Here is a 25,209-nt window from a genome sequence, read left to right as displayed (position 1 = left end):
CTATTTTTATTTTTTTCTTTTTATAAATTGATATAAATTAATAAATTCTTTACTAATTTCAATCATCATTTGTGTTGTTAACAAATGATCTTCAGAATGCATAAACAATACTGAAAAAGGTAATTGATAACCTTTACCTTCTTCAACAATGACGCTCATATGTGATTGCAAAGCTTTAGTAATATTATCATTTGCTTCATCAATCATTTTTAATGCTGTTTCAAATTGTCCTTCCTTAGCGAAAGTAATTGCTTCTATTGCTAAAGATTTTGCTTTTCCAGCAAAAGAAATTATTTCAAGTGAAATTTTTTCAAAATCAATATTATTACTTTTCTCTTTTTCTTTAATGCTCATAGTATTATTTTTTAATTTCTAACAAACTCATTGCTAATTCTAACGTTTCTTTACCTTGAACCATCGCATAAACTGCTGCTGGAATAATATTAAGAGCAGCATTTCCAATAATATTAGTAAAATCATTTTTCATATAACTTACTTGTGGTCCTAATAAAACAACATCCCATGTTTCACCTTTAGCAAAAGATGCTTTTGCTTCAGTAGCACCTAATGCTTTCACTTCATAATCTAAATTTAACTCTTTAATATACTCTTTCATATTTGCTTCTAGTCTTAAAGTGCTCATACCAGCTGAACACGTAAGTAATATCTTTATCATCTATCTTCCTCCTAATAAACAAAAATCAAATATACATAACTAAGAATATTATACATTGATATTTTTAAATTTGAATTTTAATGGTTTTAAAAAATATAACTTTTAACTAAAGATTAAAAATATATTACTAATATATATTGTAACTTTGATCACTATTGTGTAAAATTCATAATACTATCTAAAAATAAAGGGACTGATTATATGAAAGGCAAAAAGAAAAAAACATAACTACATGAGGATTTATTATGTCAGTACTGGGTGCTGCTGTAGGATTAGGAAGTATTTGGGGATTTCCAAATCAAATGAATAAACATGGTGGTATCTTTTTAATTCCATTCTTTATTGCACTAATTGTCTGTGCTTTACCAATTTTATTAATTGAAATCAATTTAGGTAATAAATATCGTAAAAATCATGTTGAAATTTTTAAAGATTTAGCAAAAACTCCTGGGACTTTCTTTGGATTTTTACAAACTGCAGTTGTTTGAATAATGGGTGTATTTTATAGTGTTCTTGTCGCTTGATCATTATTGGCAATAGTTATGTCTTTTCTTCCTAGTTTAAATCAACAAGGATTTTTCTTAAATAAATTAATTGGTCAAACTTCCAACGATGTACCACAAAATTTTAGTCAATTGGGTAATATTAGTATTTGAGTTTTAATTAGTTTAATTATGGTTTGAATTATTACTGGTGTTATTTTGTTGGGTGGCGTTGTTAAAGGGATTGATTTAGCAAATAAAATTTTTATTCCTAGTCTATTTATCATGATTTTAATGATGATGATTTATGTTTTAACTTTACCTGGTGCTCTAGATGGTTTAAAAACAATGTTTAGTTTTAATAGTAAAAAAATATTAACTAGTAGCATTTGAACTGATGCTTTTGGACAAGCCTTCTTTATGCTTTCAACTTGTACAGGTGTCATTATTATTTTTTCAAGTCATGCGCCAATTGGTACTAGTAATACTAATAAAGGTTTAATTATTATGGTTGGTACTGTTATTGTTGCTTTATTAACAACATGTACTGTTTTTGGAGGAATCGGTGCAATTGCATATAATCAGCATAAAACTATTGATGAAGTATTTATTTCGGGTCCAACTTTAATTTTTCAAGTTTTTCCACAAGTTTTTGCAATCATTACTGAGCAAACACATCTTCCATTTTTAAGTCACACCCTAGCTTTCCTTTTCTTTTTATCAGTATTTTTTGCTGGTATATCTTCATTAATAGCAATAGCTGAAGCCGTTGTTAATCCTCTAATTAGTTGTTATGGCATTAAACGTTATCAAGCATTATTAATAATGATTATTAGTAGTTTTATGCTTGGTTTAATATTCTGTTTTAATAATAGTAGTCCTTTAATTGATGGACTTGCAATATGAGTTACTGGTATTTGACAAATGATTATTGGTATTTGTGAATTAATTGGTGTTATCCTTATTTGAAAATGTTATGATAGTTTAAAAGAATTTAATAATCAATATTCATGAGTTAAATGAAATAAAGGTTTCAAATATTTATGTTTAATCCTTATTCCAACAATTATTTTAATTAACTTGGTCTTTGCTTTATATCAATTAATTAATAATATAATTAGTAATCCTTTTATATTTCTAACTATTGGCTTGACGCTAGGAGCTATTACTGTTTTATTATTTACTTTAATTTTTACTTTTTGAAATAATATTAAAATCTATTTTATAAAAATTAATAATAAACTATTTAAACAAAAAACAAAAACTGAAATTATTAAAGTCGACACTGAATAAAATTAATATAACTGCTAATTTAAATAGATAATTATTCATTAAACAGTCATATTAAAATATCTTATATAATAAAATATGCTATATAAAATCCAAACATAATAATAAATAAAAATGAATTCAATAATAAAATATTTTTATTTACTCAGTTATAAGACAAAAATAGATTAAGTAATGAATTCATATATTTTTGATGACCATGTAAAATGACCTTTCAAATATAATAATAGTTTAAATAATCATAGTATTACCTTATCAATATAACCAGACAATAATATGCATTGTTATGTTAATTTTAATTTTAGTATTTAAACTAGCAAAAAATTATTAAGAACTGTCTATTCTAAAATGATCAATGGTAAATAAAAGTTGTGTTTATTATATGACTTATCAAGCCTAAAACAAGCAAATGAGTTATAGCAAAAGGTATTAGTTAGATTTTTAAAAATACAGTTAATTTTTTTAATCAATTATTTTATGTATGTAAATTAATCTAGTACTCAATAACTTATTTATTGATGATAGTTTTTATGAAACTTGCAAGTTTAATATAAAAAAGAAAAAATTTTTAATTAATTTGAATTATTTATTAAAAAATTAAATAGAGTTTTAGAAAAATCAACATATAATTTTAAAAAACTTTTTCTTTCATCATCGTTAATATTATTATTTCAAAAACTACTTTTTATTAATTTTGTTGCTTCATTAGTAGATTTTTTTTCCCTTTTATTGCATTTCTTACTTTTGATATTAAACTAAATATGCTATTAAATTCTTCTATTGAATTTATTTGTTCTAATATTTTATTTTTACTTTTTAAAATATTAATTATTTCTTTTTTATTTACTTCTTTTTCATTAAAAAAATGTTTCCCAAAATGATTTGTATATAAATTTTCAATTTTATTGGATGCAGTTATATAATCCTTTTCATTAATTGCTAAATCTATTTGTTTAAATTCATTTTGAATTTTAATTGCAATATCTTCTTTAAAACTTAATTCAATTTCTTCATTTTTTATTATATTAACTTCAATTTCTGCTTTATCTATAAATGTATTTAACATTAATAATAATAATTCCATATCATCCTTAAATTGATCTCCTGAATAATGTTGATTTTCATTATTTACTTTATTTAACCAAGATTTTATTTCATATAAAATAAGTTCAACTCTCTGATTAATAATTTTTTTATCAAAAATTATATATAGTATTGTATTTTGATAATCTATATTTTTAATATTATTTGCATTTAAAAATTGATTAATAATTTTAAAGAATATCATAAGATTACTTGTATTTTCCATAGTATTTGTATTTATTTCTTTCAAAGTACAAATTGAAGAATTAAAAAAATATTTTATTTTAAATAAATCTTTAAAAATATCAAATTGTTTTAAAAATTCTCTTTTTTTAATTATCATTATTATCATTATCCTTTTTAATTTTTATTTGATTAATTCTATATTTATCCACCTAAATAATCTACCGTTCCTAATAAGTATAACAAATAACTTATTCAGCATTAAATATTATTTTTTAAAATTATTATTTTATATTTTATTAAACTGATTACTAAATAATTAGTGATGTTAAATAAAAAACACAAAATTTTTAATTTATATATATTAGACATATTCCGTAATTAAATTTAATTAATTGTCAATAAAATTGTTTTAAAACTATTTAGTGTTATTGAATATAGAAATAAATATTTTTTGAAAAAATAGTTTAAAAAATGAGTTTACATTTTAAACAAAAAATTGTTAATAATATTTTTATATTAACTCGATAAAAATTTAAATTTTAAAAAAATATTTTTAATATTTTTTTTATTTTAATGGTTTTATTTTATTAAAAATTTCACAAAGTAAGTTAAATCTTAAGTACATAAGTCTAAATTTAGATTTTCTACATTTATTTACTAAAATTTTGAATCTTTTCAATCAAGCAAAGACATGTTCAACTTTAATTCTAATTTTAGATACAATCTTATTGTATTTTCTTTCTTGTTTAGTTAATTTTTTATTTTTAGTTCTTTTAATTGGTATTATTGTATTTTTATAAATATTTTGTATACCTTGATATCCTAAATCACCAATAATTATTGTTTTTTCTGAAAATTCAAGATTTGAATTTTTTAATATTTGAAAATCATGCACTTTACCATTATCAGCAAAAATATCAATAATTTTTTTATTAAAAAAAACATATACAATTTGAAATTTTATAGAATACATTCAACTTTTACCAAAAAAATATTCTAACTGTAGTTTTTTTTAGTTGGTCTTTCAATTTCAATCTCAGTTGAATCAATTAAATAAAATTGAAATTCATTTGAATTTTCTTGTTTTTTATCAATTTTTAATTTATATCTTTCTTTTAAAAATTGGTAATCTTTGTGGTTACTAAGTTTATTTTCTACTCAAGTAATATTTCGAAAACAACTTGATGGGCTCATTTTAGATTTAATACTCATTTGAAAAAAAGTATAATATTCTTTTCAGTATAATAAAGTCATCATTAATCTTTCTTCTACTGAAAGTTTATTTTTTCGACCTTTATTTTTTTCTAATTTTTCTATTTCAATTAATTTTTCTAACATTTCATTAAAATGAAAACGTTTTATACCAAAATATCTGTAAAATTCTTCATTTTTTAATTTTTTTAAATTTTCAAAAATCATTTTTATCAACACTTTTCTAAATTTATTGTTAATAACAAAATTATAAAATAAATTTTAAAATTATTAATTGACTTTTAAAAAATTTAATTACGGAATATGTCTATTGTATATTTTTTAAAAAAATAAATAAAAATTACTAATAGTTCACATCATAATAATATTTATTAAAATGGTTAGTAAGTAGTAACAAACACCCCTATATATGATATTATTTTTATACAATCACTCAACCAATAAATTTAAAATAGAAAAGTTAGGAGTTTAAAATTATGAAAGATTTTAAAAATATTAAAATTAAACAAATTAAAAATAGTAATAATAATAAAATTGGTATCTTATTAGGTACTCTAATTTTATTGTTATTAATAACTTTTAGTTTATTAAGACTACTACCAATTGGTAAATTTTTAGACGACTTTATATTTTCTTTTTTATTTGGATGAAGCAAATATTTAATTTATATATTATTATATATATATCTTTAATTCCACTTTGTTTTAATTATTATTTTAAATTTAAAGCTTCCTTTGTTTGAGCAATAATTACTACTATTATATGCTGCGCTTGAACAATTGAAACTATTACTATTATTAGTCATTATGATAATATTTGATTTAATAATAAATTTCATATTAATTTAATTAATGATTATTATCAATCTTGATGAAATTCAACTATTTTTAATAATTATCATGGATTTTTCAAATCACCTATTTCCTTTAATAATTGAACTATTGATAGTTTCTTTCCCTCTTATCTTGTTGGCGGATTAATTGGTAATACTATATTAGAATTTTTAGGTTACACAACTTTTTTTGTTAATTTTATATTAAATATATTAATGATTATTATTTGTTTTAGTTGATTATTTTTTAACCGTCCCTTAATTTTATTTATCACTATTTCAAATCATATCAAAGAAACAATTTTAGATTTTAAAGTTAAGCGAAAAGATCAAAAAATTAATAAATTAGAAAAAGCAAAAGAAAAACAAAAAAAACTTACTTTAGCACAAAATAATACTATCAAAATCAATAATCTAAAAAAAGAACTAAAAATAAACAAACAACAAGCAAAAAACAATAATAAGCAATCTAAATTAGAAACTAAACAATTTACAAAAGAAAATTTATCAAACAATAAAGTAAAAAACGAAAAAATAAACTTTGATATAGAAACCAATAAAGAATTATTACAAGAAAATAACAATATTAACAAAATTAATAATCAAAAATTAGAAAATAATGAAACAAAAGTTAAAGAACAAAACAAAATTATTAATCAAATTGAAAAACAAAATAACAATCAAGAAAAAACAAAAGCTTTTCTTCCTGAACAAACTATAATTAATCAAAAATATATTTGGTGGTTGGCCCTTAATTACTGGACCATTTTTGATATAAAATTCTAAATTTTAATTTGTAAAATTGGTGGTTTTAGAAATTTAGAATGTATTCTTTCATAATTATAAAACATAACATATTGATTTACATCATTCATAGCTTCATTGATGGAGGTGGTTGGCCCTTAATTACTGGACCATTTTTGATATAAAATTCTAAATTTTAATTTGTAAAATTGGTGGTTTTAGAAATTTAGAATGTATTCTTTCATAATTATAAAACATAACATATTGATTTACATCATTTATAGCTTCATTGATGGATAAATATTGATTTGATCCTTTAGGTAGTCATTCTTGAGATAAATGAGAAAATCAGTTTTCAGATAATACATTACCACCAATATCATAAGGTTGTTTTTTGCTTAAAATTATTTGTTTATCCTCTGCTCATTTTGTGATATCCTGACAATAAAATTCGTTGGCGTTATCTGAATGTAAAATAACATTTTTTACTTGATTTCAAGAAAATTGTTTGTTGATTTTTTCAAGAGCAGGAAGAATTAAATCCTGATATGATTTATTAGGAGCAATATTATAACTAACAACATTATTTGAATAAAAATCAATAATTACAAAAAGATATAATCATCCTTCTTTAGTATTTATTTGTTTAGTGTCCATTGATCAAATTTGATTTGAAGAGGTTGTACTTTTATAATCTTTGTTTACTTTATCCATTGTAGGTATTCACTTATTTGGATTTTTTTTGTTTTTAGGATAGTTATTTTTAGTTTGTTTTAATCCTTGAATATTGTGTTCTTTCATAATTTTTCGCATTTGTTTTATTGATAATTCTATATTTAAAATGATATTTTTTTCTTGTTTTAATCACTCTTTAAAAGCTGAAAAAATTCTTAAATATCCATAAATTCTGCCTTTTCTTGTAGAATGAAATTCGATTAAAAGTTGGCATATTTTTTGATATTTATGATTGCATTTAATAATATGATTTTCTTCTTTTTTAATAGGTTTTTGTTTATTTTTTAAAAAGTAATATGTTGATCTGTTTAATTGAAGATATTGACATAGGTTTCTAATTGAATATTGATTTTTACAATCATCAATAATTTTAATTTTTTCTTTGATATTTAATTTGTTAATTACTAATGCTATTTGTTTAATTTTATCCATTAATAAAAATCCTTTCAGGTTAAAATTAGTGTTAATTATATAACACAATTGTTTTTAGAATACATTCAGGTTTTTTAAATTAATGGTCTAGTAAAAAGGGCTAAGTGGCAAGTGGCAAGTGGCAAGTGGCGATTTACTAATTTCTTTGCTCTTACAATACAAACCTCATGAAATAAAACTAATATTAATCGATCCTAAATGAGTAGAATTAGCAATTTATAATGATATCCCACATTTAATTATTCCAGTAATTAATGAAGCAAACAAAACACCAGCAGCATTACAAGTAGTAATTTTAGAAATGATGCGTCGATACCAACTATTTGCAAAAAATGGAAATCGTGATATTGAAAGTTATAATAAAAAAATAAGTCAAGAAATTGATAAATTACCTTATTATATTATTGTTATTGATGAATTAGCAGATTTAATGGTACAAGCAAGCAAACAAATTGAAGAAGGGATCATGCGAATTACACAAATGGGTCGAGCAGCAGGAATTCATTTAGTAATAGCAACACAAAGACCATCAGTAGATGTAATTACTGGCGTAATTAAAAATAATATTCCAGCAAGAATTGCTTTTAAAGTTGCATCTTGAATTGATTCAAAAACAATCCTTGATACTGCTGGAGCAGAAAAATTATTAGGTAAAGGCGATATGTTATTTTTAGCTCCAGGACAAAATAATATCAATCGTTTACAAGCACCATGAATTAGTGATGAAGATGTTTCAAAATTAATAAAGTTTATTAAAGAACAATCTTCGGTTAAATATGATAATAATTTTATTGAAAAAATGAAAGAAATTAAAGATTCAAAAAAATAAAATAATTATTTTATTATTGAGGTAATTTTATATCTTCATAAATGGGAAATTTATTTAAAAGCATATCAACTTTTTTTCTTAATTCATTTAAACCATCATCATTAATACCCTTATGTAATTTTCAAGCACTAATAATAATCTTCCCTAATTCAATAAACTGCTCTTCTTTAAAACCTCTCGTTGTCATTGCTGGACTACCAAAACGAACACCACTAGTAATAACAGCTGGTAAAGGATCAAAGGGAACACCATTCTTATTAGCAACAATATTAATCTTTTCTAAAATATCAACAGCTTCTTTACCATTTAAACCGTTAATATTAGTAACATTAACAGTTAATAAATGATTATCAGTTCCACCAGCCACTACATGAAATTTTGCATCAAGAAAAGTTTTCGCTAATGCTTGAGCATTTTTAATTACTTGCATTTGATAAGTTTTAAATTCTGGCGTTAATGCTTCATAAAAAGCTTGTGCTTTTGCTGCAATAATATGCTCCAATGGCCCACCTTGATTACCAGGAAATACCGCACTATCAATTTTCTTTTTTAATTCTTCGGTGCAAAGAATAGCACCACCGCGTGGTCCTCTTAATGTTTTATGAGTTGTTGTTGTTGTAATATCAGCATAACAAATAGGATTTTGATGTAATCCAGCAGCAATTAATCCAGCAATATGCGCCATATCAACCATTAAATATGCTCCAACAGTATCGGCAATTTTACGAAACTTTGATCAATCAATAAGTCTTGAATAAGCACTAGCTCCTGCTACAATAATTTTTGGTTTACATTCTTTAGCAATTTTTAAAATTTCATCATAATCTAAATATTCATCCTTTTTACTTACACCATAATTAACACCGTGATAAATTTTACCAGAAAAATTAATTTTATAACCATGAGTTAAATGACCACCGGCATCAAGTTCCATACCAAGAATAGTATCACCTGGACGTAATATAGCAGCATATGCTTCAGCATTAGCTTGACTACCAGAATGAGGTTGTACATTAGCATGAAAATTACCTTTTTTACATTGACCTGGTTTATGATTACAATTAAATAATTGTTTAAAACGCTCTATTGCCAAATTTTCAATTTTATCAACATTTTCGCAACCATTATAATATCTTCTGCCCGGATAACCTTCTGCATACTTATTAGTTAATATTGTTCCAGCAAGTGTAAGTACAGCTGGTGATACATAGTTTTCTGAAGCTATTAATTCAATATGATTTTGTTGACGTTGTCATTCATCTTTCACAATTTTTTTTAATTCTGGGTCAAGACCCTTATTAAAAGATTTATCCATTTTTAAACATCCTCTCTTTAATAATTTAATAGTAAAATTATTTTAGTTTTGCAACTCTTAATTGATGTCTTTTTTCATCACTTGTTTTAGTATTTAAAAATAATTTCACAAGTTCTACTGCTTTATAATCAGAAATAATTCTAGCACCTAGTGCTAAAACATTAGCATCATTATGAAACCTTGCCAATCTTACTGTTTCTTCTTCATAGCAAAGGGCACAACGAACACCATTAATACGATTGGTAGCAATGCTAATACCAATACCAGTACCACAAATTACAATACCAAAATCTGCTTTTTTACTAACAATAGCATTAGCAACATTAAAACCAAAATTAGGATAATCAACAGGCTCACTGCTATTTGTTCCTAAATCTAAAATTTGATAGCCTTCTGTATGTAAAAATTTAATAATTGGTTGTTTAAATTCATAAGCGGTATGATCATTACCAATAGCAATTACTAAACCATTAGTTTTCAACTTTATCACTTCCTTAGTTTAAATATTAGTTTTATTATACCTATTAATTTTAAAATTAATATATTTTCTTTTTAAAATAATTTTTATTACAAAAAGAAAAATATTTTTTCCTATAATAATCAAATTTAATCATTATTGCTATTAATAAATATGTTAAAATACTGATAAAAGAAAGGTGAGATTTCTTAGGGCGCATCACTTTAACCCTTAGATTCATAATTGGATAACAAAGAACGATATAACTATCGTTCTTTTTTTGTTAAAAGATTAAAACTTAATAAAACTGTCGTAGAAGTCTAATAGTGAGTACTTTATGTAAATACTTCTATATCAGAATAAAAGAGCATTTAATGTTAAGCAAGTTAAAATGTTACACTGTATCGCTTAATGTAATTATAGATTAATTTGAATAGCCTTATGATGGCTCAGTAAAGAACCCATTAATCTAATTAATAATTACATTTGTATTATGTAAGAAAATAGGGGGTTTTATATATAAATACATACCTCATTAACAATATCATAACACAATAACAAAAATAAAGGAGAAAAATAAATATGTCATACATTTATTTAGTAAAATACAAAGTTAATTATACAGATGAAACAAAATATAAAGTTTTTTGTACTTTTATAGATGCTAATAATTTTCATAGAAATTATAAACATCATTTATTAGAAAATGCTTTTATTACACATTATGAAATATTAGTATTGGAAGTTTATATTTCAAAAGAAGAATCAGACATGATAAATAAAAAACTTAATTAATGAAAGGAAAAAATATTTATGGAATATAGAGAATATAGAATGGTTGGTTCTTGTGATAATTGTAGAAAAAAATCTTCTTTTGGTAATAGATTATGTAATAAATGTTTTTGAATATTAATAGGTAGAAAGGAAAGTTATAAATATGAAAATTAATGGTAAAGAATATGATGGTTTTAAATTTGTTAATAGTTTTTATAGAGATAGATATAAAGAATGTAAAGAAAAAAATATCTCAGATGATTTAATAAATTATGGAATGTTAAAAATATTAGAAAAACTTATTAAAGAAGAAAAAGATATTGATTATGCATTAAAAATTATTGAAGGTTGATATGCTTTTTTAGAAGCCAAACGTGATGGATATGCCTAAATTAATTTTTAAAAAAGAAACACATCAATATTTTTTAGAAGATAAAGAATTAATTTCAGTTTCTAGAATTATTGATAATTATTTAGGTTTTGGATATAGTCATATAGCACCAGAAGTATTAAAAAATGCTTCAGTTCGTGGTAAATGAGTTCATAAACTTAATGAATTATATTTACAAAATATTAATCAAGAAAATATTATTAATAATTTATTAAAAAAATTAAAACCAGTAACTAATAATATAAATTATTCTTATTGTAAAAAATCACTTATTTTTTTAAAAGAAAAATTTAAAGATAAAAATAATTATGAATTTATTATTGAAAAACCTATTACTGATACTTTAGTTGCAGGAACACCAGATTTAGTTTATTTAGATAAAAAAGAAAATAAATATTATTTAGTTGATTATAAAACATATGCTTGTATTGATGAAGATAAATTCAAAAGAATTAAATTACAATTAACTGCTTATTATTGTATGTTACTTGAAAATGGCATAACTCCATCTTATAAAACTTATGTTTATTTAACTAATAAAAATACTCAACAAGAATTAGAAATTGAAATATCAAATGAATTAATAAATGAATGATTTAAAGCAAAAATAAAATATTTTAAAGGAGAAGATAAAAATGGAATATAAATTGGAATATTGTAAAAATAAAAAATGTAATTTTAATGAATTATTAGTTAAAAATCTTAATGCTAGAATTGAATTTTTAGAATATCAAATTGAAGAAATTAATTTAAATCAATTAAATTTATGAGAATTAGATGTTTTAAGAGGTCAAATTAAAGAATTAAATATTTTGAAAAATAATATTAAAGAATGATTAAGAAGAAATAAAAATGATTAATGAAAAAACAATTAAAGAAAAAACTATTTATTCTTGTAATTCAATTGAATTTGATAAGTTACCTAAAAAATTAGATAGTAATCTAAATAATTGAATTGAGATTAATAGTCATTTAATAGTTAATCCTAGTAAAAATATTGAAATACATTTAGATAATAGATTTAAAACAATTAAAAAATGATAGGAGAAAATTATGGATAAGAAAAGTTCTGGTAAGAAAAGTTCTGGTATGGATAAATCAATTTTAATTTTATTAAAACATATAGGAAAAATTAATAAAAAATTAGATGAAATTTTAGAATTATTAAATAAAAAAGGAGAAGAAAATAATGAGTAATAATAGTAAAAATGAATTAAAAATTCCTAATTTTATTAAAAGTAATAAAGAAGAATTATTAAAATTTAGAAATTATTATGAAATGATTAGAAATTCTAGTAAAGATTTAAGAAATATGAATCAACAAAGTTTATTTAATGCTTTATTTAATTTATACAAATTAAATCTTTCAATTAATCCTATTAAAAAAGAATTAGCATTAATTCCTTATGGTGATGAATTACAAGTTCAAATTCAAGAAGATGGTTGATTAACATTATTACAAAGAACTGGATTAGTAGTTGATTTTCAAAGAGAAAAAATAACAACTGCACATAAATTTAATCAAGAAAATAATAAATGAGAAATAAATCCAGCATTAATTTTTGAAAGAAAAACTATTAATACAATTGGTTATTATTGTTATATTTCACTTTTAGATAAAAATGGAAAAATTAATAATTTTTATAAAGGAATGACTGTTGAAGAATGTCAAGAATGAAGAAAAAAATTTAGTAAAACTAAGCGTGAAGATAGTCCTTGAAATACTAGTTTTGACCAAATGGCATTAAAAACAGTTGTAAAAGCATTAATTCGTGAAATTAATAAAACACCAATTATAGTATTAAATAATCAAGATGATATTAATTTAGCACTTCAATTAGACCAAAGTGTAGTAATTGATGAAGAAACAATTGCTTATAAAGATAATACTGGTGATGAAGTTAAAATTATTAATTCAAATAATAATATTGATAATACTGATATAAATTCTACTTTATCTAAATTAAAAGAATTAGAAAAAGAAGAAGAAATAATAGAAAATTTTGAAGTTTAATAAGGAGAATAAATAATGGAAATTACTACTGAAGATATTATTGATGAATATAAAAACGAATATAAACAAAAATTAATTATTTGATTGCCACTTGCCACTTAGCCCTTTTTACTAGACCATTAATTTAAAAAACCTGAATGTATTCTAAAAACAATTGTGTTATATAATTAACACTAATTTTAACCTGAAAGGATTTTTATTAATGGATAAAATTAAACAAATAGCATTAGTAATTAACAAATTAAATATCAAAGAAAAAATTAAAATTATTGATGATTGTAAAAATCAATATTCAATTAGAAACCTATGTCAATATCTTCAATTAAACAGATCAACATATTACTTTTTAAAAAATAAACAAAAACCTATTAAAAAAGAAGAAAATCATATTATTAAATGCAATCATAAATATCAAAAAATATGCCAACTTTTAATCGAATTTCATTCTACAAGAAAAGGCAGAATTTATGGATATTTAAGAATTTTTTCAGCTTTTAAAGAGTGATTAAAACAAGAAAAAAATATCATTTTAAATATAGAATTATCAATAAAACAAATGCGAAAAATTATGAAAGAACACAATATTCAAGGATTAAAACAAACTAAAAATAACTATCCTAAAAACAAAAAAAATCCAAATAAGTGAATACCTACAATGGATAAAGTAAACAAAGATTATAAAAGTACAACCTCTTCAAATCAAATTTGATCAATGGACACTAAACAAATAAATACTAAAGAAGGATGATTATATCTTTTTGTAATTATTGATTTTTATTCAAATAATGTTGTTAGTTATAATATTGCTCCTAATAAATCATATCAGGATTTAATTCTTCCTGCTCTTGAAAAAATCAACAAACAATTTTCTTGAAATCAAGTAAAAAATGTTATTTTACATTCAGATAACGCCAACGAATTTTATTGTCAGGATATCACAAAATGAGCAGAGGATAAACAAATAATTTTAAGCAAAAAACAACCTTATGATATTGGTGGTAATGTATTATCTGAAAACTGATTTTCTCATTTATCTCAAGAATGACTACCTAAAGGATCAAATCAATATTTATCCATCAATGAAGCTATAAATGATGTAAATCAATATGTTATGTTTTATAATTATGAAAGAATACATTCTAAATTTCTAAAACCACCAATTTTACAAATTAAAATTTAGAATTTTATATCAAAAATGGTCCAGTAATTAAGGGCCAACCACCATTAAATAAACAAATTAGTATTTGTTTATGTGATTCTTTAAAAGAAGCAGGTAAACTTACTGCTTATTATAAAGTACTTGAATTTATAGAAAATGGAGAATTTGATAATGAATAAATGTGAACATGAAGATGTAAGTATTGAATTAATATTTAGATTAAAATTAGTTGATTTTGAATAATGAATAAAGAAAAATTACTTAAATATTTAAAAAATTTATTTATGGAAACTGATAATTGGGAAAAACAAATAATTATTTCAATGAATTTAATAATACGTCAAGAACTTATTAAAAAAATAGAAAATGGAGACTTTGATTAATGAATAAAGATAATTTAAAACCATGCAAACATTATATATATTATAACGTAGAATATTATTATTTTGGAGAATGTGATATGTGTGATGAAGAAAAGGATGTGAAATAATGACTAAATGAGATTTAGCAAAATGATTAATGGAACAATGATTAGAAGCCAGAAAAAATAATGATAAAGAATATATGCGAATAATACAAGATAGTTTTAATGAATTTGATTGAGAATAAAAGGATGTGAAATAATGAGAAATATTAGAACTGAATGATTTTATAATGAAAAAAGTCCAAAAGAAATAAAATGTCCAACAGTTGGATTATTAAAAAATAAAGAAGATGCTTTATGTTATTTATTAGCATTAAATTTATATCCAAAATTATATCCACAAGATATTTTTTATTCATGAATATTAGAAAATAATCAAACTGGATATTTAATTATAGTTGGTAATAATAGAGATACAGTAGGAAATATGCAATTTAAATTTATAAAAGGAGAATAAAAAAATGCCAAATACAGAAAACCAAAACTCAAATTATACTTTATTAAAATTAATAAGAACTGGAATATCACCATTATCAGCAATGATAGGTACCAGTGCTTATTATGGGCAATTAATAGGAAATCCTATTCTAGGTAGTATAAATGCTTTATTATTTTCAAAAAAATTAGGAATTGATATATGAAATTTAAATCAAATGCCAAGTTCAAAAACTAAATTATTAAATAGTTCTAAAAAAATAGCATTAGGATTAGGAACAATTGGCTTAGCAAATTATGCTAAATTTACTAATTCTTCAATTAACCCTAATCCAACTGAAAGTCCAATAACTACTACTACTATTGACCCATTTCCACCAGATTTGAGACAAAACATAATTTTTATGGGACAAAATAGTGAATTTATGGGACAAATGGATTGAGATACTTATATTTCATTAAATGCTTATGGTATATCAAATCTTATTAATGGAATTCTAGAATTAATACCTAATAAATTTGAAGCAATAAGAAAAATATGTAATATGGCAACTGGTGGTTGTTTGATTAGTAGTGGTGTTGCTATGGGGATAAATAATGATTTTAATAATGCTTATGCAGTACCTACCATAATTGCTGGTGCAAGTGAAATAATCCATAATTTACTTCCAATAGAAACAAATCATAGTAGAGAAATGCAAGAAACTTCATTTACAAATGAAACTGCAAGATTAATTAATGATAATAGATTTACTATTAATAGTGAAACAAGTAGTCAATATGGAACTAATATGAGTGATGTAATTTTAGATAATGCTTCATTAAATTGAGATTATAATCACATGAGTTTATAAATAAGTAAAAATGCCTATTAAAGGCATTTTTTTATTATTAATAAATACTTTTTACTTCTGGTTGTTTATTAATAGAATTTAATTTAGTTTGTAATTTATTAATTTTATTTTGTTTTTTAAGTGCTTTTTTATTAGGGTCTGTTAAAGATTTACCAAAAGCAATAAATGCTTTTCCTAATTTAATTAAAACATAACCCCCATTAATACATAAATTAGCAACTATAATAATTGTTGTAGTATCCATATTAAATCACCACCTTTCTAAAATATTTGATTAATTTTTAATATAATTTTTACAATAATAAATATAATTAAACCAGCAGTTGCTGATGATAGAATTACTCCAATTAAACCTAAAATAATCTTTATAATTTTAAAAAACATAATACTATTCCTGTAATTCTTCTAATTTTAAAAGTTGACCATATCTTGTAGGGTCACTAACAATAGCAATGGTATCATTTTGCATTTGTAAAGAAATTATTATTCTATCATTAACTTTATCTCAATATAATGTTTGAACATCAGTATTCAATTCACCGTATAAAAATTCTTTAGACATAAAAGCAAATTTCTTATTACTTGATTGACTTTCAAAATTATAATAAATTTTATATTTAGTATTTGATTTAAAAGTATATTTAATATGATTTATATTAACTTTTGTTCCTACTTCTTTTCATTGTGGAATACTTGGACTTGGTGTTGGAGTATTTGGTAATTCAATATTAATCTCATTATTTTTTAATTCATTTATTTTTAAAGTATGACTTGTAATTTTTATAGGTTGAATAATATCTACTTTAACTGTATTTTGTAATTCTTCTAATGAAAAAATATTTGCATATTTTTCATTTCCACCTTCTAAAATTAATTGTCATTTATTAATATCTAATAATTGTAAATATAAAATACCTTCTTCATTATTAATTAAACCTTTTGTAAGAAATATTTTACTTCCATGTATTCCACCTAAATAATTACCTGTTTTAAATTCTACTGTTATTCTTGTATTTACTTGATGAAATGGTGGAGATTCCCATGTAATAATTACTCTATAAAGAGTATTAAAAGCAAGATTAAAATCACCATATTTACGATTATTTATACTTTTACCTATTATTTTTCAATTTTCTTTATCTTGTTTTTTATCAATATTAGTTTTATTTTCATTAATAGCACCAACAATAGTTTTATTAGTAGTTTCTAATCTTCCATAAGTATTATTAAGCAATAATGAGATAGCAAGAGAACTATTTGAACTATCATTTATTCATAATTGGTCTCTATCATCTTTATATGTAAAATATCCTTTCATAAAAACAGATTTTTTATAATAATTAGTTAAATCTGGTATTTTATTATCAACATATTCTTTGTTAGTTGCATCAGTTTCAAAAGTAGGTGTTCCAACATCAATAATTCTTTTATTATTAGCAATAATACCTTTATCATCTTTTAATTTAACAAAATTAATATTATCTTTATCAACTTCTCATAATGAATCAATATTACTATCAACATGAATTTTTAATTTAGGTATAGTATCACTAACATTATCTATTTTTATACCAGTACCTTCAATTAAACTCATTTTTTGTAAAAATGTTTTATTACCAGAATCTCAAGTAATTAGTTTAGTATCACTTTCATCAAAAATACTAGGAGTATTAAAATTATCTGTATTACATGAAATAGGATTATTAATTGCTTTTCTTGGAGTATGTAAATTTGCTTGTTGTAATAAATTATATACTTCCATTAATACATAATCTGGTTCACTTGGGGGACTAATACTACTTGATAAACCATTACCACTAATAGATACTGAACTTCTTATAAATGCCATTCCAACTGTTAAATAATAAATAGTCATTCTTGCTGTTGCTCTTTTAGTTAATTGTTTTTGAGTTTCATTTAAATTATTAAATCCAGTTTGTTCAATTAAATTACCAGTAATAGTATTAATACGTTCACTTGATATAGCAATTGCCATAATAGTAAAATCAGTTTTAGTATTATCAGTAGTAGTTTGGTCAGCATCTGGTATAAAACCATATATAGTTTTTAAATCATCTTTTGTAATATAATTTAAATTTACATTTCAATCAATATTATTTTTGTTTTCCATAATTTTTAAACCTTCCATATCCTTGTACTGCTTGTGATTTATTAACTGTACTAATAACTGATTTATTAGGTTTAGTTACTGCTCTATTTAATTGACTAACATTTCTTCTAACAGTAGCATTCATTTCTTTTTTAGTTTTATTTACTCCACCTAAATATTCTCTTATAAAAACACTATTAGCACCAGTTCCATAAGCACCCATAGATTTACACATATCAATTCAAGTTTCTCTTGAAACATTAAAATAATCATAACTTTTAGATAAATTAGTTCTATAAGTTAATGTAGCAATACCATAAGTACCAGATTGTGCTTGTACTACTGGAGTTCATATACCACCAGCAAGAGCAGAACTTGAAAGATTTACATAAACTCCAATCATAGAATCATAATCTTCTTGTGTTAAAGAATTCATTATTATTTCTTTACCTTTATCCATTAATGACTTACCATTTAAATATTGTTTTTGAATATGTTGTAATTTAGCAATATTATTATTAGTAATATGTGTCATTATTTTTTTATGAATTACTGGTAAATTTGTTAATTTTTGTAAAACTTGTTGAAATTCTGATAATTCTTTTTGTGATTTACCTTGTCCTAAAATTTTTGACATTAATTGATTTTTTAATATTCCTGCTGGATTTTTTAAAAAACTATTAAATAATGAATTATTTTTTTTAAATTTTTCTATTAATTCAGCAGTTTGAATATCACTAACAGCAGTTTCTAATATTATTCTTAAAAGTAAAATAATAGGCATTTAAATTACTTCTTTGTAAAAGTTACTTGTAAAGAACCATCATATAAATTTTTACCTTCAACATTAGCACTTGTTGCTGTTAAATCTGAAAAATTAGCATTACCTTTTCGATAATTAGGATTTTTAGCAATAACTGCTTTTTCTACTTCATCTGCAGTTGGTGTTGCACCAGCCATAGTAATAGCACCTAAATTAGTAAATTCAATTGCTGTTGCAATATCTATACTTGAAGTAACTGTAAATCCTTTAACTAAATCTGGTCTTAATGCTTTACCATCACTTACTAAAAACTTATGAAAGTTTTTAATATTACCATTAGTTTGTAAAATAAATGTATTATCAAGACCACGATTAAACGGAAATGCCAATGCTTCTTTATGCACTAATACAGCATCACAACCCCTAAAGTCAAATCCTTCTTGTTTATCAATAACTCCAGCTGGATAATTTCTTCCTAATCATGGACATTCTATAATTTTAATACCACCAATTTCTAATACTTTACCACTAGCTAATGCTTCACTAGAACTTTCACTACCTAAATTAGCATTTGCTAATAAAACTAACGGTTTAAAAAAACTAGATACTCATAATGTATAATCTTCTTCATTTGTACCAATATATTCATCAGTAATTCTTGCTTTTAAAGTTGCTAATGTAGTTGAGATTTTTAATCATAATAATGCTCTATAATCATCTGTTTTAGGATTAGTTGGTAATGTAATATTAATAATGCCATTTTCGTTTGCTGTTTTAACTGCTAATTGAAGTAATTTAGCAACTAAATATACTTCTACTGATTTTGCTTTTGCATCAATTCAACCAGAAACATAACTATCACCCATAGTAATTCCACCATCTTCAAATTTAGCACCTAATCTTTTTAAATCTAATGTTTCAATTTCATAATTAATTTCTTTTGATTTATTTAAAAGAATTTGTTCTGTTCTAATTGCTGTTACATCATTTTCACCAGCACCACGTTTATAATCTTGTGTAATATTACGTTTTGTAACATCATAAATAGCAGTACCAGCATCTAATTGTTCTCTATTCTCTACTGTTGCATTAATTAATGCTACTCTTTTTGATAATAAAACTTTTAAATTTTTAAGATATTTAACTGATAAATCTGCTTTACCACTAGGTGTACTAGGGTCATTAATTGTTGTTGATTGTGTTGTAATAATTGCCATATTTATTCTCCTTTAATTTGTTTTAAATCATTTAATACTTGTTTTTCAAAATTAAGTATTTTTTCTAAACAATTGATACTTTTTTCATATCCTTTAATACTTTCTAAAGTATTTATTATTTCTATACGAGTACTTCTAGTAATATTAAAAATATCAGGATAATCACTTTGAATATTTTCATATTTTTTATTAAATTCTTTAATAGTCATATTTAACCTACCATTCCGAATGTACTACTATCTACATCTTCTTTTTTATTTTCTTTAAATTTATCTTTTACATCTAAAGAATTACTAATATTTGTATCTTTATTTTTATTAAATAAATGTGGAAAATCTTTATTTAATAATGATAATTCTTCTTCAATATCATCTTTATCTCCAAGATATCTTTTTAATAAATTAATATTTTCTTGTGATAAATCATATTTTTTATAACTTTCTGAATGTCTAATTTCTCTATCTTTATCAGTTTTTTCTTTATATAAAGCATTATATTTTTCTTCTAATTCTTTATATTTATCTTCTAAAGTTGGTTCTTTAGATTCTTCAGTTTCTGGTTCTTTTGATTCAGTTTCTACTTGTTTTGATTCATTTTCTTCGGGTTTTGATTCAGTTTCTGTTGAATTTGATTCAGTTTCTTGTTCTTCATCTTTTTCTTTTTCTTCCATATTATTACCTTCTTTCATTTCATTTTCATTTAACATAATTACCACCACCTTTTTAATTGTTATGTCACTCTTGGTGAAATTTGTATATTATTAAAGTTAATATTGCTAATTATTTCACTAGTTAAATAATCTGTATTAATATGTAAACTACTAATTAAATTTATAGTTATGTTTAGTTTAGTACCTACAAAAGACATAACTAATCATACCTGTATAAAAGTGACTCTTTTATCATCTGCACTAGCATTATTATTTGTATCTCCAATTAATACTGAATAATATTTATTACTATCAAGTTCATTTTTTATATAATAATCTTTTAAACTAGGATATAAAAGAATTTCTACTTTAAACTTACAATTATTTCCTTCGTGTTCTTGATTATCATTATAGTGATAGTAAGTTTCTGGATTATTTTCATGAAAATAAGGTATATATTCTCCTATGAATTGAGGTATATCTTTTAAATCAGGAATGATAAATGAATTACTACTATTAAAGGTATTATTTTTATTTCCTTCAATTGCCGATATACTAATATTTCAATTTAATTCCAAATTTTTATAATCGTTGAGAAAATCTTGTATATTTTGATAACCATATTCTGTTATATCAATTGAAATATCTTTTATTCATGACTGATAATTAGTATTATTTGGATAAATAAAATATTGATAACGTTTAGAAATATCTGATACAAACGGAGAAGTAAAATGATTATTTAATGCTTTACCAGATAAATCTATGAATATTGAATGTGGTATTTCTGTTGGTGGTGGTGGATTAACTGCTTTTGGATAATTATATTTATTTTTAAAACTATAAGTATTATTTGCTAATAAAAAATTATTCTTAATTAATCTTATATTACCACTTGCTTTACCAACTGTTTGATACGTTCCTGCTCAAATACTAAAATCATCACTTACAGCCCCTTCGTAATCATTTGGCATACTATAAAATGTTAATTTGAAATTACATTTTCCTTGAACTAAAATATCAATCATATCTATATAAAAACCACTATAATTATCATTACCAAAAATTGGTGATTGTAAGTCAAAATCTTCTACTGGTGGTAATAAATAGATTTGTTGATTATTATTTGGATTAATTTGTGATATATTAACTAGATTCATATATTTACTATCAACAATATTATTATTATCAATATCATAAGTTGAAAGTTTAATGTTATCCGTTAAATTAAACGTAAAACTTGTCATATGACTTGATGTTCCTAAAATTGCTGGTAATGAATCGGGTGTGCCATTTCTAAAAACATCATACGGCATAATATTTTTTTCTTTTGCACTTGAATAAATAACGTTTGTATAAAATTTATATAATTCTGCACTCATAAAAAAATTAACAATATCAAATCTTGGTATTAATAAATTTGAAACTTTTTTAAATCCTATATTCATCCCACCAGTAAACCCACTAAAAAAACTGCCAAATACTGGTATAGTATTTAATTGAATTTTAACCGTTTCTCTTATTGATAAAGGGATTTCATTCATAGAATTATAAATAAAATACATTAAAGCATTTAAATTTCTTAAATTTTTAAATTTTAAATTATTAATAATATAACCATTAATTTGACCTCTTATTTTTTTATTATTTTTATTAAAATATACAAAATAAGGATTACCAATAGTATAAAATTTATCAGTATCTAAGTTTACTCCATTTAAAAAATTGCTATCTCAATAAGGAATATATTTACCAGTTTCAGTGTCAATTTTGTTTGTAGATGTTGTTTTTTCAACATCAGTTAATATATGACCTTCAAAAGTTTTTTTCGCACCATCATCATACATTGGTGCTATTACTTCTTGCCATTGTTGATAAGTATCAACTGTTGATTTTGCTCCTACTGTTAAAACATAATTAGTTTCTGGCAAAGCACTAAAACTAACTGGGTCATATGTAGATGCTTGATAATTTAAAGGAAAAATTAAATGTGTAGGATTCATAGTAATTTCTTTATTATCATTTTTATTAATATTTCTACCCCATAATCCAATTCCTATTTTTCCAACTGTTCCATAAAAAGTAATTTGTGCATGTGTAACTGGTCTTGGTGGCAAGTAATCTTGGTCTAATATAATATTGTTGTTTAAATCCAATGTAGGTATTGCAACTGGCTCACCAACTGCACCTAATTGCACATATTGATTAATTGCTAAACCACTTGTTGATAATTTATCATTTAAACTACTAAAAGTACATTGAATATATGCTAATTCTTTATTTTCATTATTATAAGTTTTACTTGCAACTTCAAGAATATATCATTGTCTATCAACTTTAATTGATTTATCATTATTTATAACTTTATTAATTTCTGGAATCATATATAACTTATATAAATTTGAAACAATATTATTAATAAAATTAAAATTCTTTGGTTCATTTGGAATATTAATAACTACATTTTTAATTGCTTGTTCTTGAATGAAACTATTATCATTGGGAGTTGCTGAATAAGTAATACCTAATTGGTCACTTAAAATATTTCCATAAAATACATCACCAACTTTTAAAACCTTTTTACCAGTAGAATCTATTGTTTTTAAATCTGGTTCTATTAAATCAAAACTATTATCTCATACAGATAATATTGCTTCTCTACCAGTAAAGATTTTACTAAAACTAGTATAATCATTAGGTATTGAAGTTGGTGGTTTATATCCCGTTTCTGTTGAATTTATAGCACCTAAAATAATAGTAAAAGGACATACACGAAATTGTAAATCTTTATTTTGTGTAAAATCTTTTTCAATTTCACCAGTTGATTTTCAAACTGTTTTAATTAATTGATGATTTATTTTCGGTATCATTTTTAGTTTCTCCATCAATATCTTTTACTAACTTATTATCAAAATCAATTTCTTCTTTTCTCATTCTTCTATTTTCTTCAAGAATGTTCATTGCTTCTTCTTCACTAACACCTTCTTCTTGCACAAGAATACGTTTTCTGTTAGTTAAATCTAATGCTAATTTTCTCTCATTAATTTCTAATGATTTTAATCTATCTATAATAGTATTTTCTTTAATTTCAAATGTTCATTTAGATTTATCACCATCTAATCCCATTAATATAAAACATCTTTGAAATATTTCATTTCAATCACTTTGATTTAAAGTTCTTTTAATTCTTGTAGTTTCCATATCTCTTGAATTAGTAATTAATACTTCTGCTTCTGTTTTTTGACTTGTAGTATCATTTACTGGACTATATCCACTACCCTCAAATGCTTTATCAATAATAAATTGTATAAAATCTGCATATTTATCTAATATTGGATTACCTTGTAATATTGCAATTGGTGGTGTTCCACTAGTACTTCCTAAACTTCTTAAATTTGCTTGTAAAATAAATTTACCTATTAATTTTTTTAAATCAAAAGCAGTTTTAGATTGATTTATTTCTTGTTCAGTAATATCTAAAAATACACGAGTAACATTACATTCAAGTTCATGGTTAATTGATTCAAATGTTTTATTTAATAATTCTTGTAATTTTTTAATTGGTGTCATATCTGGATAATAATCACCAATAACTCCACCAAAGAAATTCTTTTTAGGCAAATTTTGCATAAATTTAACTGGAATAATACCTAAATTATGATTTTCTATTAATGGTAATTTTAAATCATCACTTATTTTTTCTTGTAAACCATCTAATGTAATAAAATCACTAGTAAAATATCTAATTATTTGATTTTGAGTATATGTTGTTTTAACATAAATACTTTGGTCATCATATTGTAACCTTGACCATGTTGATGCACTATATTCAGTTTCTAATACTCTTGCTACTCTTGATTGAGCATATGGTTGAGCAAAATTTAATGAAATTCTACCAGTTTTACTTCTATCAATTTGAACAATACTATAACCATAACCAGATTTAATATGACAATCTTGATAAAATAATGAATCAAAATTATTTCATTCTTTTAATTTTTCAATTGCTCTTTTATAATCATCATCTTCACTTGTTAAAGTATAACCATTACCCCAAAGTAATTTAGAAGCATGATTTGCTATAATTTCTTGAAGATTTATCATACATCAATTAGGAGTTAATATTTCAGTATTATGATTATTCAT

Annotated in this window: 34 protein-coding genes; 17 read left to right on the top strand and 17 right to left on the bottom strand. The window is 22.8% G+C overall.

The genetic code is table 4. The features are described 5' to 3' along the window. Positions 1–6 precede the first annotated feature (6 nt). Together AAHM89_RS01370 and AAHM89_RS01365 are read right to left on the bottom strand one after the other, a co-directional pair. A complete protein-coding gene (locus AAHM89_RS01370; protein ID WP_342266717.1) occupies positions 7–354 on the bottom strand; it encodes a PTS lactose/cellobiose transporter subunit IIA in 348 nt (115 codons plus the stop codon). A 4-nt stretch (positions 355–358) separates the two neighbouring features. Beyond that, a complete protein-coding gene (locus tag AAHM89_RS01365) occupies positions 359–676 on the bottom strand; it encodes a PTS sugar transporter subunit IIB (RefSeq protein WP_342266716.1) in 318 nt (105 codons plus the stop codon). A gap of 245 nt (positions 677–921) precedes the next feature. Between AAHM89_RS01365 and AAHM89_RS01360 the strand changes: the two genes are divergently transcribed. Beyond that, a complete protein-coding gene (locus AAHM89_RS01360) occupies positions 922–2,451 on the top strand; it encodes a sodium-dependent transporter (protein WP_342266715.1) in 1,530 nt (509 codons plus the stop codon). Between the two features lie 685 nt (positions 2,452–3,136). Here AAHM89_RS01360 and AAHM89_RS01355 read toward each other — a convergent pair. The 3 genes from AAHM89_RS01355 to AAHM89_RS01345 all read right to left on the bottom strand — a co-directional run bounded on the left by AAHM89_RS01355 (position 3,137) and on the right by AAHM89_RS01345 (position 5,136). Then, complete coding sequence (locus tag AAHM89_RS01355) at positions 3,137–3,874, bottom strand: hypothetical protein (RefSeq protein WP_342266714.1); 738 nt, start codon at positions 3,872–3,874, stop codon at positions 3,137–3,139. A gap of 408 nt (positions 3,875–4,282) precedes the next feature. After that, entirely contained in the window at positions 4,283–4,690 is a 408-nt protein-coding gene (locus AAHM89_RS01350; protein WP_342266358.1) for a transposase family protein, read from the bottom strand. A gap of 23 nt (positions 4,691–4,713) precedes the next feature. Further along, the gene (locus tag AAHM89_RS01345; RefSeq protein WP_339045912.1) at positions 4,714–5,136 is read right to left on the bottom strand and encodes a transposase family protein; all 423 of its coding nucleotides are present in this window, start codon (positions 5,134–5,136) and stop codon (positions 4,714–4,716) included. A gap of 269 nt (positions 5,137–5,405) precedes the next feature. Between AAHM89_RS01345 and AAHM89_RS01340 the strand changes: the two genes are divergently transcribed. Then, positions 5,406–5,621 carry a hypothetical protein gene (locus AAHM89_RS01340; RefSeq protein WP_342266713.1) on the top strand — a complete coding sequence of 72 codons (216 nt, stop codon included), beginning with the start codon at positions 5,406–5,408 and terminating at the stop codon, positions 5,619–5,621. Then, positions 5,576–6,547, top strand: coding sequence for a TMF family protein (locus tag AAHM89_RS01335; RefSeq protein WP_342266712.1), 972 nt, complete (start codon positions 5,576–5,578; stop codon positions 6,545–6,547). The genes AAHM89_RS01340 and AAHM89_RS01335 overlap by 46 nt, the downstream gene beginning before the upstream one ends. Before the next feature lie 147 nt (positions 6,548–6,694). Here AAHM89_RS01335 and AAHM89_RS01330 read toward each other — a convergent pair whose 3' ends face one another. Next, positions 6,695–7,672, bottom strand: coding sequence for an IS3 family transposase (locus tag AAHM89_RS01330; protein ID WP_342265776.1), 978 nt, complete (start codon positions 7,670–7,672; stop codon positions 6,695–6,697). Between the two features lie 118 nt (positions 7,673–7,790). Here AAHM89_RS01330 and AAHM89_RS01325 point away from each other — a divergent pair, with 118 nt between their 5' ends. Continuing rightward, positions 7,791–8,501 (top strand): FtsK/SpoIIIE domain-containing protein, encoded by a 711-nt coding sequence (locus AAHM89_RS01325; RefSeq protein ID WP_342266711.1) that lies wholly within the window; start codon positions 7,791–7,793, stop codon positions 8,499–8,501. A gap of 13 nt (positions 8,502–8,514) precedes the next feature. Here the strand turns inward: AAHM89_RS01325 and glyA are convergent, their stop codons facing one another. Both glyA and rpiB read right to left on the bottom strand, forming a co-directional pair. Further along, the gene (gene glyA / locus AAHM89_RS01320) at positions 8,515–9,816 is read right to left on the bottom strand and encodes a serine hydroxymethyltransferase (RefSeq protein ID WP_342266710.1); all 1,302 of its coding nucleotides are present in this window, start codon (positions 9,814–9,816) and stop codon (positions 8,515–8,517) included. Between the two features lie 37 nt (positions 9,817–9,853). Then, on the bottom strand, positions 9,854–10,282 hold the full coding sequence (rpiB, locus tag AAHM89_RS01315; protein ID WP_425289694.1) for a ribose 5-phosphate isomerase B: 429 nt from the start codon (positions 10,280–10,282) through the stop codon (positions 9,854–9,856). Between the two features lie 573 nt (positions 10,283–10,855). Here rpiB and AAHM89_RS01310 point away from each other — a divergent pair. The 13 genes from AAHM89_RS01310 (at position 10,856) to AAHM89_RS01250 (ending at position 16,324) form a co-directional block, all read left to right on the top strand. Then, positions 10,856–11,068, top strand: a complete 213-nt coding sequence (locus tag AAHM89_RS01310) for a hypothetical protein (protein ID WP_174480025.1) — start codon at positions 10,856–10,858, stop codon at positions 11,066–11,068. Between the two features lie 18 nt (positions 11,069–11,086). Beyond that, positions 11,087–11,221: a hypothetical protein gene (locus AAHM89_RS01305; protein ID WP_342265887.1), complete on the top strand. Its 135-nt coding sequence runs from the start codon at positions 11,087–11,089 to the stop codon at positions 11,219–11,221. After that, entirely contained in the window at positions 11,211–11,438 is a 228-nt protein-coding gene (locus AAHM89_RS01300) for a hypothetical protein (protein WP_342265888.1), read from the top strand. Before AAHM89_RS01305 ends, AAHM89_RS01300 begins: the two co-directional genes overlap by 11 nt. Then, the gene (locus AAHM89_RS01295) at positions 11,431–12,084 is read left to right on the top strand and encodes a PD-(D/E)XK nuclease family protein (protein WP_342265889.1); all 654 of its coding nucleotides are present in this window, start codon (positions 11,431–11,433) and stop codon (positions 12,082–12,084) included. The genes AAHM89_RS01300 and AAHM89_RS01295 overlap by 8 nt, the downstream gene beginning before the upstream one ends. After that, positions 12,074–12,298, top strand: coding sequence for a hypothetical protein (locus AAHM89_RS01290; RefSeq protein ID WP_174480767.1), 225 nt, complete (start codon positions 12,074–12,076; stop codon positions 12,296–12,298). The genes AAHM89_RS01295 and AAHM89_RS01290 overlap by 11 nt, the downstream gene beginning before the upstream one ends. After that, positions 12,291–12,482 carry a hypothetical protein gene (locus AAHM89_RS01285; RefSeq protein ID WP_338977522.1) on the top strand — a complete coding sequence of 64 codons (192 nt, stop codon included), beginning with the start codon at positions 12,291–12,293 and terminating at the stop codon, positions 12,480–12,482. Before AAHM89_RS01290 ends, AAHM89_RS01285 begins: the two co-directional genes overlap by 8 nt. Before the next feature lie 9 nt (positions 12,483–12,491). After that, entirely contained in the window at positions 12,492–12,635 is a 144-nt protein-coding gene (locus AAHM89_RS01280; protein ID WP_342265890.1) for a hypothetical protein, read from the top strand. Continuing rightward, entirely contained in the window at positions 12,628–13,452 is an 825-nt protein-coding gene (locus AAHM89_RS01275; protein ID WP_342265891.1) for a RecT family recombinase, read from the top strand. The genes AAHM89_RS01280 and AAHM89_RS01275 overlap by 8 nt, the downstream gene beginning before the upstream one ends. Positions 13,453–13,654: 202 nt before the next feature. After that, a complete protein-coding gene (locus AAHM89_RS01270) occupies positions 13,655–14,632 on the top strand; it encodes an IS3 family transposase (protein WP_342265776.1) in 978 nt (325 codons plus the stop codon). A gap of 221 nt (positions 14,633–14,853) precedes the next feature. Next, positions 14,854–14,994: a hypothetical protein gene (locus AAHM89_RS01265; protein WP_342266087.1), complete on the top strand. Its 141-nt coding sequence runs from the start codon at positions 14,854–14,856 to the stop codon at positions 14,992–14,994. Positions 14,995–15,064: 70 nt separating this feature from the next. After that, positions 15,065–15,220, top strand: a complete 156-nt coding sequence (locus tag AAHM89_RS01260; RefSeq protein ID WP_342266088.1) for a hypothetical protein — start codon at positions 15,065–15,067, stop codon at positions 15,218–15,220. Between the two features lie 14 nt (positions 15,221–15,234). Then, positions 15,235–15,492, top strand: coding sequence for a hypothetical protein (locus AAHM89_RS01255; RefSeq protein WP_342266089.1), 258 nt, complete (start codon positions 15,235–15,237; stop codon positions 15,490–15,492). 4 nt (positions 15,493–15,496) lie between these two features. Then, positions 15,497–16,324, top strand: coding sequence for a hypothetical protein (locus tag AAHM89_RS01250; protein ID WP_342266090.1), 828 nt, complete (start codon positions 15,497–15,499; stop codon positions 16,322–16,324). 37 nt (positions 16,325–16,361) lie between these two features. Here AAHM89_RS01250 and AAHM89_RS01245 read toward each other — a convergent pair whose 3' ends face one another. The 9 genes from AAHM89_RS01245 to AAHM89_RS01205 are packed head-to-tail and all read right to left on the bottom strand — an operon-like array spanning position 16,362 to position 25,209. After that, positions 16,362–16,568, bottom strand: coding sequence for a hypothetical protein (locus AAHM89_RS01245; protein WP_342265895.1), 207 nt, complete (start codon positions 16,566–16,568; stop codon positions 16,362–16,364). A 17-nt stretch (positions 16,569–16,585) separates the two neighbouring features. Continuing rightward, entirely contained in the window at positions 16,586–16,708 is a 123-nt protein-coding gene (locus tag AAHM89_RS01240) for a hypothetical protein (protein ID WP_255495924.1), read from the bottom strand. 4 nt (positions 16,709–16,712) lie between these two features. Continuing rightward, positions 16,713–18,455, bottom strand: coding sequence for a hypothetical protein (locus AAHM89_RS01235; RefSeq protein WP_342266470.1), 1,743 nt, complete (start codon positions 18,453–18,455; stop codon positions 16,713–16,715). Further along, positions 18,439–19,218 (bottom strand): hypothetical protein, encoded by a 780-nt coding sequence (locus tag AAHM89_RS01230; RefSeq protein WP_342266469.1) that lies wholly within the window; start codon positions 19,216–19,218, stop codon positions 18,439–18,441. The genes AAHM89_RS01235 and AAHM89_RS01230 overlap by 17 nt, the downstream gene beginning before the upstream one ends. A gap of 5 nt (positions 19,219–19,223) precedes the next feature. Continuing rightward, entirely contained in the window at positions 19,224–20,414 is a 1,191-nt protein-coding gene (locus AAHM89_RS01225; RefSeq protein WP_342265898.1) for a hypothetical protein, read from the bottom strand. Positions 20,415–20,416: 2 nt separating this feature from the next. After that, positions 20,417–20,623: a hypothetical protein gene (locus tag AAHM89_RS01220; RefSeq protein WP_342265899.1), complete on the bottom strand. Its 207-nt coding sequence runs from the start codon at positions 20,621–20,623 to the stop codon at positions 20,417–20,419. Positions 20,624–20,625: 2 nt separating this feature from the next. Continuing rightward, positions 20,626–21,120, bottom strand: coding sequence for a hypothetical protein (locus AAHM89_RS01215; RefSeq protein ID WP_342266708.1), 495 nt, complete (start codon positions 21,118–21,120; stop codon positions 20,626–20,628). 23 nt (positions 21,121–21,143) lie between these two features. Continuing rightward, a complete protein-coding gene (locus AAHM89_RS01210) occupies positions 21,144–23,933 on the bottom strand; it encodes a hypothetical protein (protein ID WP_342266707.1) in 2,790 nt (929 codons plus the stop codon). After that, the gene (locus tag AAHM89_RS01205; protein ID WP_342266706.1) at positions 23,902–25,209 is read right to left on the bottom strand and encodes a hypothetical protein; all 1,308 of its coding nucleotides are present in this window, start codon (positions 25,207–25,209) and stop codon (positions 23,902–23,904) included. Before AAHM89_RS01205 ends, AAHM89_RS01210 begins: the two co-directional genes overlap by 32 nt.

The sequence above is a fragment of the Spiroplasma endosymbiont of Villa modesta genome (assembly GCF_964030925.1).
Lineage (GTDB): Bacteria > Bacillota_I > Bacilli_A > Mycoplasmatales > VBWQ01 > Spiroplasma_E.
The sequence above is the reverse complement of the archived record's forward strand: the minus strand, read 5'-3'. Positions and strand labels throughout refer to the sequence as shown.